This window comes from Sphingomicrobium arenosum, assembly GCF_026157085.1.
GTDB classification, from domain to species: Bacteria; Pseudomonadota; Alphaproteobacteria; order Sphingomonadales; family Sphingomonadaceae; genus Sphingomicrobium; species Sphingomicrobium arenosum.
Genome location: NZ_JANPVN010000001.1, coordinates 1901155 through 1918811, shown reverse-complemented (window position 1 = coordinate 1918811; position 17657 = coordinate 1901155). Strand labels below are relative to the sequence as shown.

Here is a 17657-nt window from a genome sequence, read left to right as displayed (position 1 = left end):
ATCCAGCGATGCTGCGCTCCCTTTTTCCCGTGACCGCCCTGCTGCTCGCCTCGTGCAGCACGCCCCGATCGGCGCCCGAGATCGCCCCGCCCGCGCTGTTCGAGGGCGCCGTGTCCTCGGCCGAACCGCGCGCGACGGCGGCGGGCGAGGCGATGCTGGCCAAGGGCGGAAGCGCGACCGATGCGGCGCTTGCGGTGCTGGTCGCGCTGACCGTGGTCGAGCCGCAAAGCTCGGGCATCGGCGGCGGCGGCTTCATGGTGAGGAGCGACCTTTCCGGCAATGTCGTCACTTATGACGGGCGCGAGACGGCGCCGGCGGCGGCGGGTCCCGATTGGTTCCTCGGCGAGGATGGCGAGCCGCTGCCCTTTTCCAGCGTCGTGCCCGGCGGGCGCAGCGTCGGGGTGCCGGGCAATGTCGCGCTGATGGCGCTGGCGCATGAAGAACATGGGCGGCTCGCCTGGGCCGAGCTGTTCGAGCCCGCGATCCGTCTCGCGCGGGGTGGCTTCCCGATGACGAAACGGCTCCATGACATGCTCGAGCGCGAGACCGACGAGTTGCTCGGCGATGCGGGCGGGGTGGCGAGCGTCGATGCGGCGAGCCGCGCGATCTTCTACGGCCCCGACGGCAAGCCGTGGCCGGTGGGGACGATGCTGCGCAACCCGGTGCTCGCCGATACGCTGGAAGCCATTGCGGCGGGCGGGCGTGAGGCCTTCTATCGCGGCCCCAATGCGGCGGGAATCGCGACGCGGGTGAGCCGCGCGCCGATCGCGCCCGCACCGATGACCATCGCCGACCTCGCTGCTTATGAGGCCAAGGAGCGCGCCCCGGTGTGCGGCGCCTATCGCGGGCATCGCGTCTGTTCGATGGGGCCGCCGTCCTCGGGGGCGACGACATTGCTTCAGATCCTCGGGATGCTCGAGCGGTTCGACCTTGCCGCGCTGGGCCCCGACAGCCCCGACTTCTGGCACCTGTTCGCCGAAGCTACGCGCCTCGCCTTTGCCGATCGCGGCGCTTATCTCGGCGACAGCGATTTCGTCGACGTGCCGGTCGCGGGGATGATCGACCCCGCCTATCTTCGGATGCGCGGCCGCCTCATCAACCCTGAGGCGGCGATGGCGCAAGCGCCGGTCGGCAACCCCGAGGGCGCCCGGGCGATGGCGATGCATGTCGGGCCGGTCGAACAGGGCACCAGCCATTTCGCGGTCGCCGATGCCTATGGCAATGTCGTCTCGCTGACCTCGACGATCGAAGGGCCGTTCGGCTCGGGGCTGATGGTGGGGGGCTATTTCCTCAATAACGAGATGACCGATTTCAGCTTCGCGCCGGTCGGCGAGGACGGCCGGCCGGTGGCCAATGCGGTCGCGGCGGGCAAGCGACCGCGCAGCTCGATGAGCCCGGCCATCGTCTTTGCCAAGGACGGGTCGCCGTGGCTCGGCGTCGGCGCGGCGGGCGGTCCGACGATCATCACCCAGACCGCCAAGAATATCATCGCGGCGGTGGATTTCGGCATGGGAATGCAGGCGGCCATCGCGTTGCCCAATGTCTATGCGCCGGGCAATGTCCTGTTCGTCGAACAGGCCGAGGGAGCCGAGGCGCTCGCCGCCGCGTTGCGGGCCAAGGGTCATGAAAATGTTCGCGTGATCCCCTCGCGCTTCAAGGCCAATGCGGTCGAACGGGTCGGCGACCGCTGGGTCGCGGCCTTCGATCCGCGCACACAGAAGGATGTCACCGGAGAGGGTGCCCGATAGATGAGCAGAAAAACCGAACTCGAACATTTCCCCAATTTGGTGACGATGTTCTTCACGCGCTCGCGCGAGAAGGGCGATGCGCCGTTCCTCTGGTCCAAGAAGAATGGCGAGTGGACCTCGATCAGCTGGGCGAAGGCCGCGCAGATGGTGGCGGGCCTCGCGCAAGGGCTGCGCGATCTCGGGATGCAGGAAGGCGACCGCGTCATGCTGGTCAGCGAGAACCGGCCCGAATGGCTAATCGCCGACCTCGCCATCATGGCGGCAGGCTGCGTGACCGTGCCGACCTACACCACCAACACGACGCGCGACCACCAGCATATCCTCGGCAATTCGGACGCGCGTGCGGTGATCGTGTCGACGCAGAAGCTGGCCGAGCCGCTCATTCCCGCGGTGCTGTTCGCGAGCGAATGCCATCATATCATCTCGATCGACGACATCATCACCGGCCAGTCGCCCGACGTCGCCAAATTCCACTATTGGGACGAGATCGTCGCCACCGAGGCCGACCTTGAATCCTTCGAGGAAGAAGCGCGGCAGAAGACGCGCGGCGACCTCGCCTGCCTCATCTACACTTCGGGAACGGGCGGTGCGCCGCGCGGCGTGATGCAGCATCACGGCATGATCCTCCACAATGTGGAAGGCTGCGTCGACGTCATCGCTAATGATTTCGGCTGGGACGAGGAGCGTTTCCTGTCCTTCCTGCCCGCGAGCCATGCCTATGAGCATACCGGCGGGCAGCATTTCCCGATCGGGCTGGGCGCGGAAATCTATTATGCCGAAGGGCTCGAGAAGCTCGCCGCCAATATCGAGGAAGTGAAGCCCACGATCATGGTCGTGGTGCCGCGCCTGTTCGAGATGCTGCGCGCCAAGATGCTCAAGACCATCGAGAAGGAAGGCGGGTTGGCGGCCTATCTGCTGCGCCGTGCGCTGCAGATCGAGGAAAAGCGCTATCACGGGCGCTCGAGCCTGTTCGACGTGCCGATGGATGCGCTGCTGTCGAAGACGCTGCGCAAGAAGGTGCGCGACAAGTTCGGTGGGCGGATGAAGGCGATGGTGTCGGGCGGTGCGCCGCTCAATCCCGAGGTCGGGCTGTTTTTCCAGGCGATGGGATTGACCATGCTCCAGGGCTATGGCCAGACCGAGAGCGGACCAGTGATCAGCTGCAATCGGCCCTCGGCGGGGCTGCGGATGGACACGGTCGGGCCGCCCTTGAAGAACACCGAGGTCAGGATCGCCGAGGATGGCGAGATTTGCGTGCGCGGCGAGCTGGTAATGGCGGGCTATTGGCGCAACCGCGACGATACCGCCAAGGTGCTCGACGAGGAAGGCTGGCTGCTGACCGGCGATGTCGGCCATCTCGACGAGAAGGGCCGGATCAAGATCACCGACCGCAAGAAGGACCTCATCGTGCTGGACAAGGGCGACAATGTCGCGCCGCAGCGGATCGAGGGCATCCTGACGTTGCAGCCCGAGGTGGGCCAAGCGATGGTCTATGGCGATCGCCGTCCTTACATCGTCGCGCTGCTGGTGCCCGATGCGGAGGCGACGCGCGGCATGGACGATGCGGCGGTGAAGAAAGCGCTTTCGGCGGCGGTCGACCGGGTCAACAAGGATCTCAGCGTCATCGAAAAGGTACGCCGTTTCATCATCGCCGACGAGCCTTTCACCGTCGACAACGAGATGCTCACGCCCAAGCAGTCGATCCGGCGACACAAGATCAACGCCGCTTATGAGGACCGGCTGGGCAAGCTCTATAAGGGTTGAGCGCGGCGCGCGTCCGTGCGGTGCTTAGTCCGCGTCGCGATAGGGGATGAAATCGTTGAAGGCGCAAAAGCCGCCATACATGCCCGTCGCGGTCTCGTAGACCTTGGCGATGTCACCCGAGCAGGTACGCCCCAGCGGGCTTTCGATGACGAGCACGTGGCCGATGCGGTCAAGCCCGTTGCAGTCGGCATTGAAGGTCTGGAGATAGCGCGTGCCGCCGAAGCGGTAGACCACCGTGCGCTCATCGATGACGGTCGAGGAGGTGACGTTGGGCGGCAGGCAGGAGACGGGTTCGCCGGGGACGCGGTCACCGAGCAACTCGGCCAATTCGCTCTCGGCGTCCGGCGACATTTCGTAGGGCGTCGGCGAGGCGCAACCGCCGAGCAGGGCGAGCGGGGCGAGGAGGGCGAGGGTACGGGTCATGCGGGCGACTCCTTGATAAAGCGGTTCCGTCCTTGTAACGATCCTCCGCCCGCGCAGGTTGCGCCACGATGAACGAGCGGGCGGACCCGGGTCCTTTAGAAATTGTCCTTGGCGGTGCGGCGGGCAGCAAGTTGCTCGGCATCGGCGGCGCGCAGGAAGGGGTTGGTGGCCCGTTCCTCGGCGACGGTGGTGGGCACGGTGCGGCGGCCTTGGGCGCGGGCGTCCTCGACAGCGGCGAGGCGCTCGGCGATCGCCGCATTGTCGGGCTCGGCGGTGACGGCGAAGCGGCCGTTCGACAGCGTATATTCGTGGGCGCAATAGAGCGGCGTGTCGGCGGGCAGCGCGGCGAAGCGCTGGAGGCTGGCGTGCATCTGCGCCGCCGTACCCTCGAACAGGCGGCCGCAGCCCATGGCGAACAGCGTGTCGCCGCAGAACACGGGGCCGGGCGCTCCGTCCTCGCCATGGAAAACATAAGCGATATGGCCGAGCGTATGGCCGGGGACGTGCCAGACGGTGATGGCCTGCCCCTCGATCGAGAAGAGCTGGTCATCGCCGAGCGCGACGTCGAGGCCGGGGATCTTCTCTTCCTCGGGCGCGGGACCGAATATCTGCGCGCCGGTCGCCTCGCGGATGGCGAGATTGCCGCCGGTATGGTCGGGATGCCAGTGGGTGACGAGGACATGGGTGATGCGCCAGCCCAGGGCCTCGGCGGCCTTCAGGCAGGCGGCACCGTCACCGGGATCGACCACCGCGACCGCGCCGCCGAATTTTACCAGCCAGTGGTAATTGTCGCTAAACGCGGGGACGCAGGCGATCTCCACGTCGCCGACGCGGTCGATCTCATAGCCGGCGCGGGTCTCTACCATGTGCCCTCATTCTCCATCGAGGCCCAAGGCTCCTGTTCGGGCAACGCGCCCGAGGCGTTGAGCAATTCGATCGAGATGCCGTCGGGGGTCTTCACGAAGGCCATGCGCCCGTCGCGCGGCGGGCGATTGATGGTGACGCCCGCCGCCATCAGCTCGGCGCAGGTCGCGTAGATATCGTCAACGTGGAAGGCGAGATGGCCGAAATTGCGCCCGCCGCCGAAATCTTCGGCCTCGCCGTCCCAATTGTGGGTGAGCTCGATCTCCGCATCCTCGCCCGGCACGCCGAGGAAGATGAGGGTGAAGCGGCCCTGTTCGCTGTCCTTGCGGCGGCGCTCCTCCAGCCCGAGCAGCTTGAAGAAGGCGACGGTGGCATCGGGGTCGGTGACGCGCAGCATGGAGTGGAGGAAGGCAGTCATTGGGCAGGCTCCTCGGGCGTGACGTCGGAAGTGGCGGCCAAGGGTGCATCGAGGTGATCGCGGATCGCCTGCTGCGCCATCATTGCGACCGGATGGTCGGGCATGGCAGCGATGGCGGCGGTCCAGGCGGCGCGGGCCCCGTCGCGGTCGCCGCGCGCGAGCAGCACTTCGCCCTTGGCATAGAGCACTTCGGGCGCATCGGGAGCGCGCTGCTCGGCCTGGGTAATGCGCGTGAGGGCAGCGTCATAGTCGCCCTGTTCGCCCGCCATCTGCGTCGCGGCGAGCCAGTAGAAGGGATCGTCCTGGATGAGCGTGCCGGCGCTGGCGAGCACGCTGTTCGCCTCGTCGTAGCGCTCGAGCCGGTGCAGACTGTAGGCCTTGTCGAGCAGCGTCCATCCCTGCTGCAGCGGGGCCAGCACATTGGCGCCCGCCGCGGCGCTGGCCGCCTCGAGCGCAGCCTCATGCTGTCCGGCCTGCAAGAAAAGCGAGGCGGCAGCGGCCTGCGCGCGGGCGGTGTCGACGAGGTTGGTGGCCTCGGCGGCGATGGCCATGAAGATGGCGGCGGCATCCTCGGCGCGCCCTTCCTTCACCGCCAGCTGGGCCTGGCATTCGCGATTTTCACTCGCCGCCGCCGTCCCGCAAACAAGCGCGGGCGAGGGCGCGTCCTGCAGGAGGAAGAGGCTGGCGAGGGCGGCGAGAAGATGCATCAGGCGGTGGCTCCGTTCTGGCTGATCAACTGGTCGAGGCCGTGGAGTTCGGCGAGGATGGTCGCGATCTCGTGCGGCTCGGACAGGCGATGTCCGCTATTCTTGATGAGGCGCAGCTGAACGTCGGGGCTGGTCAGTTTCTGCAGGGCCTTGGCGGCGATCTTGGCGGGGACGTCCTTGTCCTTTTCGCCATGCACGAAACGGACCGGTCCGTTGAAGCGGATGGGATCGTCGAGGAGGCGCATCTCCAGCCCCGACTGGAGGAAGCCGCGATGGGTGACCATGACGGAGTCGTCATATTGGCTCGCTCGCTCCAGTTTGCCGGTGGTGGCGATGGCGGTCTTTTCCTCGTCGGAGAAGCCCCAGTCGGTGAAGTCGGGCGCGGCGGCGAGGCCGAGGACGCCCGCGACCCTGTCGGGGCGCTGGACCGCGGCGGCGAGGGCGAGCCAGCCGCCCATCGAGGAGCCGATGAGGATGACCGGACCCTTGGCGAGCCGGTCGATGACGGCGAGCACCTCGGTCAGCCAGCGCGACAGCGTGCCTTGCGCGAAATCGCCCGCCGAGCTGCCGGTGCCCGAATAGTCCATACGCAGCGAGGTGCGCCCGCCCGAGGCGGCATAGGCGTCGATCGCCGTGGCCTTGCCGCCCTCCATGTCGGAGGCATAGCCGGGCAGGAAGAGATAGGTGAGGCCTTTGCCACGACGGTGGCGATAGGCGATCGGGCGGCCCTCGACGTCGAGGTGCTGGATAGTTGGCTGGTCGTTCATGGCGCCCTCCCTAGCCGGGGAGGGCGCCATGGAAAAGCCTAGCCCTTGGGGTCGAAGATCTCTTCGATGGCGAGATCGAAGACCTCGGCGATGGTGAAGGCGAGCGGGAGCGAGGGGTCGTATTTGCCCGTCTCGATGGCATTGACGCTCTGGCGGCTGACCCCGAGCTTGTCGGCGAGCGCCTGCTGGCTCCAGTCGCGCTCCGCGCGCAGGACCTTCAGACGGTTCTTCACGCGCATTCCCCCGAGGCGCCGAACTGCATCTTGTTGATCACCCCGCCGACGCCGAAGCCGAGGAAGAAGACGACGGGCCACCAGAAGGCGTCGATCCTCGGTACCACGTCGAAGGAGGAGAGGAAGCCGTGGACCGCCGCCGCGCTCAGGGCGATGCCGATGCCGTAGAGGCACTGGCGCACGATGAGCATGCGGATGAATTCGTCCTTCTGCTCGATGATGAGCCGCCCGATCGCCCAGAGATAGCCGATCACCCCGAGGCCGGGGAGGATGGCGAGGATGACGGTGAGCGGGGTCACCGGATCGCCCTCGTCATGCATGAAGGCGGCGATCATCAGCGTGCCGATGTAGAAGATCGACGCGAGGACCATGCGCTGCATATAGCGCTTGTGCGGGCTGCTCATCAGACGGCCTTCTCGCAGCGGGTGCAGCCACGGCGCAGCGTGATGATCGATGCGGCCATCAGTCCCATGATGATGACGAAGCTCGCCTTGTCCGACAGGCCGAGCTGCTTGGCCGCCATGGCGGCGAGGATGATGAGCGCACCGAAGATGAGGGCGCGGGCATTCTGGGTCATCGGTCAAACTCCCTTTTCAATTTGTAAAGTGTGTTTGACATGGCGTAGTACGCTTGTCAAGCGACATTGACATAAGGACAAGCGAGCTTGAATTCGCCTTTTGGTTGAAGCGCTTGGCCGCCTGCACTAGGTGGGATGCCATGACCGAGATGGTGAAGATCAGCCTGCCCGATGGCAGCGTGAAGGAAATGGACGCGGGCGCGACCCCGCATGACGTGGCCGCATCGATCGGGCCGGGACTCGCCAAGGCGGCGATCGCGGCGCGGGTGAATGGCGAATTGCGCGACCTGAAGCGTCCCTTCGAGGGCGATGCCGAATTGGCGCTCGTCACCAAGCGCGACGAGGCCGATGCCTTGGAACTGGCGCGCCACGACTTTGCGCACGTCCTCGCCGAGGCGGTGCAGAATCTCTATCCCGGCACGCAGATCACCTTCGGCCCCGCGACCGACGACGGTTTCTATTACGATTTCGCACCGGCGCCGGGCCGGGGGATGTTCACCGAAGAGGAACTGCCCGAAATCGAAGAAGAGATGCGCCGCATCATCAAGGCCGACAAGCCGCTGATCCGCGAAGTGTGGGACCGCGAGAAGGTACGCCAGTTCTTCATCGACCATGGCGAGGCGTTCAAGGCCGAATGGGTGATGGAGCTGCCCGAGCACGAGCCCATCACCATGTACAAGACCGGCAAGGGCGAAGCGGACTGGATCGACCTGTGCCGCGGGCCGCACCTGCCGAGCACCGGCTATCTCGACCCCAAGGCGTTCAAGTTGACCCGCGTGTCGGGCGCTTACTGGCGCGGCGACCAGTCGAACCCGATGCTGAGCCGCATCTACGGCACCGCCTGGCTCGACAAGAAACAGCTCGCCGAGCATCTGCATCGCCTCGAGGAGGCGGCCAAGCGCGACCATCGCAAGCTGGGCGCCGAGATGGACCTGTTCCACCTTCAGCAGGAGGCGCATGGCAGCGTTTTCTGGCATCCGCAGGGCTTCAAGATGTGGCGCGCGCTCGAGGCCTATATGCGCCGCGCCATCGACGAAGGTGGCTATCGCGAGATCAAGACCCCGCAGCTGATGGACGTCAAGCAGTGGACCCGCTCGGGCCACTGGGGGAAATATGCCGAGAATATGTTCGCGGTCCCCGATATCGTCCCGAACGTGGAGAGCGAGGAAGAGGCCGCCGCCCCCGATGTCGCCGAGGACGCCGACTGGATGGCGATCAAGCCGATGAACTGCCCGGCGCACATCCTCGTCTTCAACCAGGGCATCAAGTCGTACCGCGACTTGCCGCTCAGGCTCTACGAGAATGGCTGTTGCCACCGCAACGAGCCCCATGGCGCGCTCCACGGCCTCATGCGCGTGCGCCAGTTCACGCAGGACGATGCGCATATTTTCTGCACCGAAGGCCAGGTGGTGGAGGAGATCCACAAGTTCTGCCGCCTCGCCGACCGCATCTACAAGGACTTCGGTTATACCTATTCGGTGAAGCTGGCGACGCGCCCCGAAAAGCGCTTCGGCAGCGACGAGATGTGGGACAAGGCCGAACAGGAAATGCGCGACGCGGTGAAGGCCGCGGGCATGGACAATGAGGACTATGGCTGGGAAGAGTTGGAGGGCGAAGGTGCCTTCTACGCGCCCAAGCTCGAATGGCACCTGACCGACGCGATCAGGCGGACTTGGCAGGTCGGCACGATCCAGTCAGACCGCGTCCTGCCCGAACGCCTCGATGCGACCTATGTCGGCGAGGATGGCGAGAAGCATCGCCCCGTCATGCTCCACCGCGCCATCTTCGGTTCGTACGAGCGCTTCATCGGCATGCTCATCGAACATTATGCCGGCAAGATGCCGCTGTGGCTGGCACCGACGCAGATCGTCGTCACCACCATCGTCTCCGACGCCGACGATTTCGCCAAGGAAGCGGCGACGAAGCTCGAGGCAGCGGGGCTGCGCGTCGAGACCGACCTTCGCAACGAGAAGATCAACTACAAGGTGCGCGAGCACAGCCTTGCCAAGGTCCCGATCATCGCGGTCGTGGGCAAGCGCGAGGCCGAGGAGGGCAAGGTCGCGCTGCGTCGCCTGGGCAGCCGCGACCAGGAGATCGTCGACCTCGATGCTTTCGTGGCGATGGCCGCGAAGGAAGCCACCCCGCCCGACCTCGCCTAAGGCCGGACGGGGCGCTGATCGCTAGAGCCTCTTCACCCAGGCGCGCACCGCTTCGTCGGTCATCGGGCCGCCGGGCCAGGCGATCTCGGGCGAGTACCATTGATTGTGGTCGCGCACGCGGTTGCGGAATACCTTCTTGGGGAAGACGACCTGCCCGTAGCCGCTGGGGAGCGGCGCGGTGAGCACGTCGTTGTAGATGGCGTCGGCATGAGTCGGCTGGCCGATCAGCGTGACGTTCGGCATCTGCAAAGCGCTGTCGAGAAAGTCGAGGCAGGCGCTGCCGCACCCCGCGTCGGCGAGGATGTAGACCTTGCCCTGTACGGGACTGTCGGCATCGGCGGCGACGGGGGGCGGATTGTCCTCGTCGATATAGGCGACGAGCGGTTCGCCAGCCGCGACGGCGTCGACGAGATTGGCGCGCGCATTCCTTATCCTCGTGACGTCGGCTTCCGACGCGCCGCCGGCGATCATGTTCTCGATCCTGTAGTCATAGGCGTCGAGGACATATTGGCTGGCACGATAATCGAGGGTCCAGTCGAGGCTCTTGTAAGCTTGCTGTTGCAGGGTCTCGCCGAACAGGGTGCGGAGCAGGAGATCGGCCTTGCCGCTCCATCCTCCGCCATTACCGCGTATGTCGAGGACGAGTGCGGTCGCCGATCGGAGCGCTTCCACCTTGTCGGCGACCTCGGCCTGAAACGCGTCCATATCGTCGCTCGGCATGAAGGTGCCCACGCGGACCCATGACAAGTCGGGATCCGCGTCGACTGCAAAGGTGTCGCCCGATGCGCTGCCCGAGGCGCGCAATTCGGCGAAAAGGTCGTTCAACTCGCTGTTTGGGATGAGGCGATAGTCGAGGTCGACGATGCGCTGCTCCTCCTCGCGCGCGAACGTACAGCGCTTCGGCAGGCGATCCTCGTCGCCGCCATAACCGAAGGTCAGGGCCCAATAGCTGTTGCCCATCGAATGGGGGATGGCGCGGTTGCCGTAAAAGGGCGTTACAAGCTCGCCCACCCACGCCAGCGCCGACTTTCCATCGCAGCCGAGCAGCCGGTCGCCCACCGCAATGCGCGCGTCCTTGCTGCCGACCACCACGACATTCCCATCGGCATCGCTGCCGAGCAGGTGCGGCGTGACGAGCCGGTCGGGCGCCTCTTCCTCGATATAGGCGGCGATGTGGCTGTCCTCGAACCCTGCCGTATAAAAGCGCAGCGCGCGGATATAGTCGCCGAAGCCGTCGGCCTGCCGGGCGAGATATTGCGCCTGTGGATAGCCGTTTTCATACCAACGCGCATAAGAGGGATTGGCCGGATCGTGGAGCGCTGGCGTGCCCTCGGCGACCGCCTCGCGGATCGCCTCTAGGTCCATCAGCGCCTTGTCGGACCAGCTCGGTTCGGCGGGCTGGAGGGCGGCGGCGGCCAGCGCCATCATCATCGTCATGCTCATGCGTCACTTCCCTGTTGCAACGAAGGACGAAGCAGGGCGGCGATGCTGGGCGACTACAAGTGTCATTCCACCAACGACCCGCTGGGCGGCATGAACGACCCGACCCCGGACCAAAAGAGGTGGCGCCGAACTCGTTACGATGACGCGTCGATAACGCTTATTAGGCATTTTTCCTTGAGCCACCGTTAACCAATCGTTTGCCGTCACCTCGTAGACCGGGACGCGAGGCCGGATCGCTCGGGATTCGGCGGGGACAGACGGGATCGACGGGTGACGTTCTTCAAACAGGCCTTGGCGCAAGTGGCGCTGACCTTTTCGCGCGTGTCGAAGGGCACCTTTTCGCTGACGCGCGCGATCATCATCACCATCACGATCATGGCGCTCATCATCCTGACGATGGCGACGGGCAATTTCCTGGGCTCCATCAACGATCGCCAGCAGGCCGCCGAGCTGCGCCGCGTCAACGCCTTCACCACCGATGTGGTCGAGGCAGGCGAACATTGGGCGATGTCGCGCGGGCTGACCTATACGGCGTTAAAGGCGCCCGTCCCGGTCAGCCGCGAGGTGCTCGACAATATCCGCCGCGAACGGCTCGCGGGTAATCGGGCGATGGAGGCAGCGCTCGAAGGGTTCGTCCCCCAGACGCCCAGCGAGCGCGCGATCTTCGCGACCTTCGAGGACACCGAACGCGAATTTTCCGCGATCGAGACGCAGGCGCTGGCGGCGATTCGCGAGCCGGGTTTCTCGCGTGATGCCAATCTGGCAATGCGCTTTCTCGGCGCGGCGACCCGCCGCATCGTCGCGGCGCAGGAATTGCGCTTTACCGCCGCCGCGCAGGCGCAAAGCGAGGGCAGCATCTCCAACCTGATGATGCTGAAGCACCTGTCGTGGCAGATGGGCGAATATGCCGGGCGCGAGCGCGCCATCGTCGCCGGCCAGATCGCTGCCAACGAGACGATCACGCCGCTGCAGCGGGCCACCATCATCGAGAATCGCGGCCGCGTGCTCGACAGCTGGGAAACGCTGCGCATGCTGAAATCGGCCAATGCCGCGCATCTCGACATGGACAAGGCGATCAACAATGCGCGGCAGGTCTTCTTCGTCGACTACGACCAGGTGCGCGCGCCCGTCTATGCCGCCAGCGATACGGCCCAGCCCTATCCGATGGGGGCCTATGCCTGGTTCGACGCCTCGACCGAGGCGATCGAGCCATTGCTCGAACTGACCGACGCGGCCGAGGCGGCGACGCTGTTCTGGGTCGAGCGCCAGCATGGCCGCTCAGGGTGGTCGATCGTGCTTCAGGCCGCGCTGCTGCTGGCCGCGATGCTGGCCATCGTCGGGCTCGTCTGGGTGACCATTCGCCAGGTGCAGATGCCGATGGCCGAGCTCATGGGCGCGACCCGCCTGATGGCACAGGGACGCTTCGATGTGCGGCTGCCGACCAAGGCGCGCTCGATCGAGATCGCGCAGATCGCGCAGACGATGGGCCGCTTCAAGGCGGCGGTCAAGGAACGCGAGGCGCTGGAAGCCGCCAAGCTGGAGGCCGAGCGGCGCAACGCCGAGGCGCGCGAGGAAGCGCTCGCGGCGGAACAGCGCGCGGTCGAGGAGCGCGAACTGCGCGCCCGCCAGCTGGCCGATGCGGGCAACGACTTCACCCGGCGCATGCACGAGACCGTGTCGACGCTGGCAAGCGCAGCCGATGAAATGAATGCCACCGCGGACCTCATGGTCGAGCAGCTCGGCATGACCACGACGCAGTTGTCCGAAGTGGCGCGCGAGACGGGCAATGCGTCGAGCCACGTGCGCGCAGCGGCAGCGGCGGCGGACCAGATCCGCCTCGCCATCTCGGACATCGCGCGCCAGATCGAAGAGCAGCGCAGCTCGTCCGAACTGGCGGCGCGGCAGAGCTCGGACACGGCGGGCGAGGTCAAGCGATTGTCGGAAGCGACCGGTAGCGTAGGCCAGATGGTCGAGATGATCGACGATGTGGCCAAGAAAACCGGCCTCCTTGCACTCAATGCCACCATCGAGGCGGCGCGCGCGGGCGAGGCAGGGCGCGGTTTCGCGGTGGTCGCGGGCGAGGTGAAGGCCTTGTCCGAGCAAACCGGCGAGGCGACCGCCAAGGCGGGCAGCACCGTGGGCGGCATGGCCGACGGCATCACCCGATCGGTGTCGGGCTTTACCCAGGTCGACGAGGCGATCCAGCGGATCAGCCAGGCCGCGACCGCCATCGCGGCGACGGTGCGCCAGCAATCGGAAGCGACCGAACAGCTCAGCCATGGCGTCGAGGGCGCGGCGCGGGTCGCCGACACCGTCGCCGATCGCGCGCGCAACGTCGACGAGGGCGCGGGCTCGGTCATGGCGGCCGCGACGCAGGTCAAGGCAGCCTCGGGCGAACTGGCGCAGCTCGCCGATGCGGTGCGCATCGACGTCGAGCAATTTCTCAACGATCTGCAAAACGCGCAGGCCGCCTAGGTCTGCCGCCTGATCGGCCGAGGCTCGGCTGGCCGCATGGCGGGGGCCGCGCGGCGGCCTCCCCCTTTATTTCGGGCGCGAAAATCCCTACCTCGTGCCCAGAAGAGACAACGACTCAAAGGAGAAATCGCTATACGACCGCCCCTTTCGCGACGTGGGATGTCGCCGCCGCCCCTTTCCGGACCTCGCTACGACAAGCATATCCAGTCGCCCAAGGTCCGGGTGATTGACGAAAATGGCGACAATCTGGGCGTCATGTTCACCCGCGAGGCGATGGAGCAGGCCAATGAGATTGGCCTCAACCTGGTCGAGATTTCTCCCAACGCCGATCCGCCCGTCGCCAAGTTTCTCGATATCGGGCGCCACAAATATGAGGCGCAGAAGAAGGCCAATGCCAAGCGCAAGGCCCAGAAGACGCAGGAGATCAAGGAGATCAAGATGCGTCCCAATATCGACGACCACGATTATCAGGTGAAGATGAAGAAGGTCGTCCAGTTCATCGAGAACGGCGACAAGGTCAAACTCACCATCCGCTTCCGCGGTCGCGAGATGGCGCATAACCAGCTCGGCATGGCAGTCCTCAATCGTGTCGAGGAAGATACGGCCGAGATCGCCAAGGTCGAACAGCGCCCCCGCATGGAAGGGCGCCAGATGCTGATGGTGGTTGCGCCGAAGTAACCATTGGCGGATTTGCGCGCTTTGCGGTAAATCAGTACAGTATAGACAACCTATCGTGCAGTGCAGCGTAAATGCTGCGCTGCACGATGTTGCATTTGGGCCGCATTCACTCCCGAATAAGCGTTAGGTCCTCTCCAAAAACCTTCCCTTGAGCCGTGTTGCTGGCGTAGTCCGGTGAGGATTTCACGTTCCGTATTTCAGGGGAGGCATGTTCATGCGCAAATCCATCCTTCTGGCCTCGGTCGGCGCCTTCGCGCTCTCGACCCCGGCCTTCGCCCAGGAAACCGACACCGACGACGGTGCTGCCGAAGTCGCGCAGAGCGCGACCGAAGGCGCCGCGGTCGACGACAGCACCGTCGAGGAAGACGATTTCTATCGCGACACCAGCGACATCGTCATCACCGCGACGCGCCGCAACGAGGCGCTCTCGGACGTGCCGCTCGCCGTCTCGGCGGTGACCGCCGATATCCTCCAGAATTCGGGCGCCAGCGACATCCGCCAGCTGACACAGGTCAGCCCTTCGCTGCTCGTCTCCTCGACCAGCTCGGAAGCCGCCGGCGCCACCGCGCGTATCCGCGGCATCGGCACCGTCGGTGACAATGCGGGCCTCGAGAGCTCGGTCGCCGTCTTCATCGACGGCGTCTATCGCTCGCGTACCGGTACCGGTCTGTCGGAGCTGGGCGCGATCGACCGCATCGAGGTGCTGCGCGGCCCGCAGGGCACGCTGTTCGGCCGCAACGCGTCGGCCGGCCTCATCTCGGTCATCACCGCCAAGCCCGAGTTCGAGCCCGAACTCGCGGTCGAGGCAACGATCGGCAATTACAATCTGCGCCGCTTCGAGGCAGGCGCCACCGCGCCCTTGAGCGAAACGCTCGCCGCGCGCGTCGACGGCGTCTATCTCCAGCGCGACGGCTTCCTGACCGACGAGATTTCGGGCCGCGACATCAACGGCCGCGACCGTTGGCTGCTGCGCGGCCAGCTTCTCTGGGAGCCTTCGAGCGACGTGTCGCTGCGCCTGATCGGCGACTATTCGACCCGCAACGAGGAATGCTGCGGCGCGACCTACCTGCCGGCACGCGATTATACCGCCGCTGGTGAAGGCCCCTCGACCGTGGCAGCCCTGCTGCGCGGCCTCGGCGCCGAGATCAACGACGATACGTTCGAGCGCGAGATCGCCATCACCCCGGGCCGCACTTATCGCGGCGACGTCGAGGATTATGGCCTGTCGGGCGAACTGGTGTGGGACCTCGGCGGCGCCGAGCTGACCAGCATCACCGCCTATCGCATCAACGACTTCGTGCGCGGGCAGGATGCCGACTACAATAATCTCGACATCCTCTATCGCGATGACGATGGCGGCGCGACGACCAAGTTCGAGACCTTCACGCAGGAACTGCGTTTGCAGGGCCAGGCGGGGATCGTCGACTGGCTGGTCGGCGGCTTCTATTCGAACGAAACGCTGACGGTGAACGACAATCTCACCTTCGGCGACGATTACGACCTCTATGCCAACTGCCTGACGGGCTTCTCGCTGATCGCCTCGGGCGCGCCCGAGAGCATCATCGATCCGACCAATCCGACATGCCTTAACACTGCGGTGGCAGGTGGCGTGCGCGGCGCGTTGATCAACAATCCCACGGTCGTCGACGGCGTCAATCCGATCGACAGCATCAACGAGATTTATGCCGCGCTCCAGGTCACCACCGACCCGGTCGTCGCCGCTCAGCTCCAGGCCGCGCTCGAAGAGCTGGTCACGCTGGCAACAGCGGTCAGCGCCTTCGCCCAGCTTGGGGCCACCGGGACCGCCGTACCGGGCGTCGGCTTCCCCGACTTCGGGCCGGGCAGCCCGTTCGGCGGACAGCTCGGCTACGTCAATCTCGCCAATGCTGCCGCCTTCCAGGCGGCGGGCGTGACGCCGTACAGTTTTTCGCCGACGGTGAACGACTATTTCCAGCAGAAGGGCAACAATTGGGCGCTCTTCACGCATAACATCATCGACGTGACCGACTGGCTCGATATCACCATCGGCCTTCGCTACACGCACGATGAAAAGGAGCTGGCGGTCGACCTTCAGGACGACAATTCGCTTTGCACCTTCTATGCCGCGAACTTCCCCGACTTCCAGCAGCTGCCGTGCCTCGTGCCGGCGGCGCCGAACGGCCAGTTCGTGATGACCGACAAGCGTACCGAGGACCAGCTGTCGGGCACCGGTGTCATCAGCCTCAAGCCGACCGATCGCCTGCTCACCTATCTGAGCTACTCGCGCGGGTACAAGGCGGGCGGTTTCAACCTCGACCGCTCGGCGCTCAGCCGCACCAACGGCAATGGCGCGATCATCGCGAGCCAGGACCTGTCGGCGCTCCAGTTCGAGCCGGAAATCAACAATGCCTTCGAACTCGGCGCCAAGTATAACGGTCGCGGCATCGACGTGAACGTCGCCGTCTTCCACCAAGTGTTCGAGAATTTCCAGTTGAACCAGTTCAACGGCTTCGCCTTCGAGGTCGCGAACATCAACGGTTGCAGCCAGCTCGACGTCCCCAATGGCGATGCCGATGCCGATCCGACCACCGGGTCGTGCTCGGGCAACCTCAAGGGCGGCGTGCGCTCGGCCGGTGTCGAGTGGGAAATCTTTTCGCGCCCGATGGACAACGTCCAATTGAACTTCGGCGGCACCTGGGTCGACACCAGCTATCGTAGCGAAGTCGTCGGCGCCGATGGCGTGGCGCTGTCGCCGCAGCTGTTCCAGCTCAACGATCGCTACATCTCGAACGCCAACGAACTGACAATGACCGGCTCGGTCAGCTGGACCCCGCCGATCGGCGACAGCGGCTTGTCGGGCCTCGTCTATCTCGACGGCCGTCACATGAGCTCGTTCAACACCGGTTCGGACCTCGACATCGAGAAGATCCAGCCGAGCTTCCAGACCTATAACGGTCGCGTCGGCCTGCGTGGTCCGGACAATAGCTGGGCGGTCGAATTCTGGGTCCAGAACATCACCGACGAGGATTATATCCAGGTCGCCTTCGACGCGCCGCTGCAGGGCTTCGGCACGGGTCTCGCCACCAACACCGCGCGCGGTGTGGACGAAAACCTCTACCCGGTCGCCAACCAGCTGTTCGGCGCCTTCCTCGCCGATCCGCGCACCTATGGCGTGACGCTGCGCGGGGTCTTCGGACCGCGTTCGGCGCCGATGCCGGCCTACAGCCCGCCGCCGCCCCCGCCGGTGGTCGAGCAGGCCCCGCCGCCGCCGCCCGCGACCATCACCTGCCCCGATGGCACGGTGATCCTGGCGAGCGAGCAGTGCCCGCCGCCGCCGGCTCCGCCGGCACCGCCGCCCCCGGCGCCCGAACCCGAGCGCGGCTAAGCCGGCTCGGGGCTCCTCGGGGGGTTCATGGACAAAA

Annotated in this window: 15 protein-coding genes; 6 read left to right on the top strand and 9 right to left on the bottom strand. The window is 65.7% G+C overall.

All coding sequences use genetic code 11. The features are described 5' to 3' along the window. The first annotated feature begins 8 nt into the window (after nt 1–8). Both ggt and NUW51_RS09590 read left to right on the top strand, forming a co-directional pair. Nucleotides 9–1748 carry a gamma-glutamyltransferase gene (ggt, locus tag NUW51_RS09595; RefSeq protein ID WP_265587293.1) on the top strand — a complete coding sequence of 580 codons (1740 nt, stop codon included), beginning with the start codon at nt 9–11 and terminating at the stop codon, nt 1746–1748. Then, complete coding sequence (locus NUW51_RS09590) at nt 1749–3512, top strand: AMP-dependent synthetase/ligase (protein ID WP_265587292.1); 1764 nt, start codon at nt 1749–1751, stop codon at nt 3510–3512. Between the two features lie 24 nt (nt 3513–3536). Here NUW51_RS09590 and NUW51_RS09585 read toward each other — a convergent pair whose 3' ends face one another. From NUW51_RS09585 to NUW51_RS09550, 8 genes are all read right to left on the bottom strand, one after another. Next, nucleotides 3537–3935: a hypothetical protein gene (locus tag NUW51_RS09585; RefSeq protein ID WP_265587291.1), complete on the bottom strand. Its 399-nt coding sequence runs from the start codon at nt 3933–3935 to the stop codon at nt 3537–3539. A 95-nt stretch (nt 3936–4030) separates the two neighbouring features. Further along, entirely contained in the window at nt 4031–4801 is a 771-nt protein-coding gene (gene gloB / locus NUW51_RS09580) for a hydroxyacylglutathione hydrolase (protein WP_265587290.1), read from the bottom strand. Beyond that, nucleotides 4795–5217, bottom strand: coding sequence for a VOC family protein (locus tag NUW51_RS09575; protein WP_265587289.1), 423 nt, complete (start codon nt 5215–5217; stop codon nt 4795–4797). Before NUW51_RS09575 ends, gloB begins: the two co-directional genes overlap by 7 nt. Beyond that, nucleotides 5214–5924 (bottom strand): tetratricopeptide repeat protein, encoded by a 711-nt coding sequence (locus NUW51_RS09570; protein ID WP_265587288.1) that lies wholly within the window; start codon nt 5922–5924, stop codon nt 5214–5216. Before NUW51_RS09570 ends, NUW51_RS09575 begins: the two co-directional genes overlap by 4 nt. Then, nucleotides 5924–6691 carry an alpha/beta fold hydrolase gene (locus NUW51_RS09565; RefSeq protein ID WP_265587287.1) on the bottom strand — a complete coding sequence of 256 codons (768 nt, stop codon included), beginning with the start codon at nt 6689–6691 and terminating at the stop codon, nt 5924–5926. Before NUW51_RS09565 ends, NUW51_RS09570 begins: the two co-directional genes overlap by 1 nt. 38 nt (nt 6692–6729) lie before the next feature. Then, the gene (locus NUW51_RS09560; RefSeq protein ID WP_265587286.1) at nt 6730–6924 is read right to left on the bottom strand and encodes a helix-turn-helix transcriptional regulator; all 195 of its coding nucleotides are present in this window, start codon (nt 6922–6924) and stop codon (nt 6730–6732) included. Continuing rightward, on the bottom strand, nt 6921–7328 hold the full coding sequence (locus NUW51_RS09555) for a hypothetical protein (protein WP_265587285.1): 408 nt from the start codon (nt 7326–7328) through the stop codon (nt 6921–6923). The genes NUW51_RS09560 and NUW51_RS09555 overlap by 4 nt, the downstream gene beginning before the upstream one ends. Further along, nucleotides 7328–7501 carry a hypothetical protein gene (locus tag NUW51_RS09550; protein ID WP_265587284.1) on the bottom strand — a complete coding sequence of 58 codons (174 nt, stop codon included), beginning with the start codon at nt 7499–7501 and terminating at the stop codon, nt 7328–7330. Before NUW51_RS09550 ends, NUW51_RS09555 begins: the two co-directional genes overlap by 1 nt. Before the next feature lie 140 nt (nt 7502–7641). Here NUW51_RS09550 and thrS point away from each other — a divergent pair, with 140 nt between their 5' ends. After that, nucleotides 7642–9660 (top strand): threonine--tRNA ligase, encoded by a 2019-nt coding sequence (thrS, locus tag NUW51_RS09545; RefSeq protein WP_265587283.1) that lies wholly within the window; start codon nt 7642–7644, stop codon nt 9658–9660. Nucleotides 9661–9681: 21 nt separating this feature from the next. Here thrS and NUW51_RS09540 read toward each other — a convergent pair whose 3' ends face one another. Beyond that, nucleotides 9682–11103 (bottom strand): S41 family peptidase, encoded by a 1422-nt coding sequence (locus NUW51_RS09540; RefSeq protein ID WP_265587282.1) that lies wholly within the window; start codon nt 11101–11103, stop codon nt 9682–9684. A 270-nt stretch (nt 11104–11373) separates the two neighbouring features. Here NUW51_RS09540 and NUW51_RS09535 point away from each other — a divergent pair, with 270 nt between their 5' ends. The 3 genes from NUW51_RS09535 (at nt 11374) to NUW51_RS09525 (ending at nt 17620) form a co-directional block, all read left to right on the top strand. After that, nucleotides 11374–13578, top strand: coding sequence for a methyl-accepting chemotaxis protein (locus NUW51_RS09535; RefSeq protein WP_265587281.1), 2205 nt, complete (start codon nt 11374–11376; stop codon nt 13576–13578). A gap of 159 nt (nt 13579–13737) precedes the next feature. Continuing rightward, nucleotides 13738–14256: a translation initiation factor IF-3 gene (infC, locus tag NUW51_RS09530; protein ID WP_265587280.1), complete on the top strand. Its 519-nt coding sequence runs from the start codon at nt 13738–13740 to the stop codon at nt 14254–14256. A 214-nt stretch (nt 14257–14470) separates the two neighbouring features. Further along, a complete protein-coding gene (locus tag NUW51_RS09525; RefSeq protein ID WP_265587279.1) occupies nt 14471–17620 on the top strand; it encodes a TonB-dependent receptor in 3150 nt (1049 codons plus the stop codon). Nucleotides 17621–17657 lie beyond the last annotated feature (37 nt).

What these genes read in the sequence shown, in the direction of transcription:
- ggt (WP_265587293.1), top strand. Translation starts at nt 9, where the DNA reads ATGCTGCGCTCCCTTTTTCCCGTGACCGCCCTGCTGCTCGCCTCGTGC.
- NUW51_RS09590 (WP_265587292.1), top strand. Translation starts at nt 1,749, where the DNA reads ATGAGCAGAAAAACCGAACTCGAACATTTCCCCAATTTGGTGACGATG.
- NUW51_RS09585 (WP_265587291.1), bottom strand. Translation starts at nt 3,935, where the DNA reads ATGACCCGTACCCTCGCCCTCCTCGCCCCGCTCGCCCTGCTCGGCGGT.
- gloB (WP_265587290.1), bottom strand. Translation starts at nt 4,801, where the DNA reads ATGGTAGAGACCCGCGCCGGCTATGAGATCGACCGCGTCGGCGACGTG.
- NUW51_RS09575 (WP_265587289.1), bottom strand. Translation starts at nt 5,217, where the DNA reads ATGACTGCCTTCCTCCACTCCATGCTGCGCGTCACCGACCCCGATGCC.
- NUW51_RS09570 (WP_265587288.1), bottom strand. Translation starts at nt 5,924, where the DNA reads ATGCATCTTCTCGCCGCCCTCGCCAGCCTCTTCCTCCTGCAGGACGCG.
- NUW51_RS09565 (WP_265587287.1), bottom strand. Translation starts at nt 6,691, where the DNA reads ATGAACGACCAGCCAACTATCCAGCACCTCGACGTCGAGGGCCGCCCG.
- NUW51_RS09555 (WP_265587285.1), bottom strand. Translation starts at nt 7,328, where the DNA reads ATGAGCAGCCCGCACAAGCGCTATATGCAGCGCATGGTCCTCGCGTCG.
- NUW51_RS09550 (WP_265587284.1), bottom strand. Translation starts at nt 7,501, where the DNA reads ATGACCCAGAATGCCCGCGCCCTCATCTTCGGTGCGCTCATCATCCTC.
- thrS (WP_265587283.1), top strand. Translation starts at nt 7,642, where the DNA reads ATGACCGAGATGGTGAAGATCAGCCTGCCCGATGGCAGCGTGAAGGAA.
- NUW51_RS09540 (WP_265587282.1), bottom strand. Translation starts at nt 11,103, where the DNA reads ATGAGCATGACGATGATGATGGCGCTGGCCGCCGCCGCCCTCCAGCCC.
- infC (WP_265587280.1), top strand. Translation starts at nt 13,738, where the DNA reads ATGTCGCCGCCGCCCCTTTCCGGACCTCGCTACGACAAGCATATCCAG.
- NUW51_RS09525 (WP_265587279.1), top strand. Translation starts at nt 14,471, where the DNA reads ATGCGCAAATCCATCCTTCTGGCCTCGGTCGGCGCCTTCGCGCTCTCG.